Annotated in this window: 1 protein-coding gene; it reads right to left on the bottom strand. The window is 60.9% G+C overall.

What is annotated here, in order from left to right; translation table 11 throughout:
* Positions 1 to 297, bottom strand: a 297-nt coding sequence (locus tag J0O65_RS25400; protein WP_215409934.1) for a hypothetical protein, incomplete at both ends; no start/stop codon positions are given.

A 297-nucleotide genomic window follows, 5' to 3' on the forward strand; every position in this document is an offset into this window, starting at 1 on the left:
GCCGCGATGACGCCCCTGTTCACAATGGCGCCTGTTGCGGTCAAGGATTGATTCCCTGCCGCATACAGGCTGCCCGTATTGCTCAAGCTGGCCAGTGTCGCGTCCAGGTTGACGCCGGCAAACACGTTGCCTGCGCTGTTGTTCAAGTTCGCCACATTCAGGGTGGCATTGCCGGCCACGGCCTGCAACTGGCCTTTGGTATTGTCGATGTCGCCACCGGACAATGCCAGATGACGTCCTGCCGCCACGGTGCCTTCGGTATTGACCAGACTGCCCACCGTAAGCTCGGCATCCTGC

The organism is Janthinobacterium sp. JC611 (genome assembly GCF_018682595.1).
In the GTDB taxonomy this organism is placed as follows: domain Bacteria; phylum Pseudomonadota; class Gammaproteobacteria; order Burkholderiales; family Burkholderiaceae_D; genus Janthinobacterium.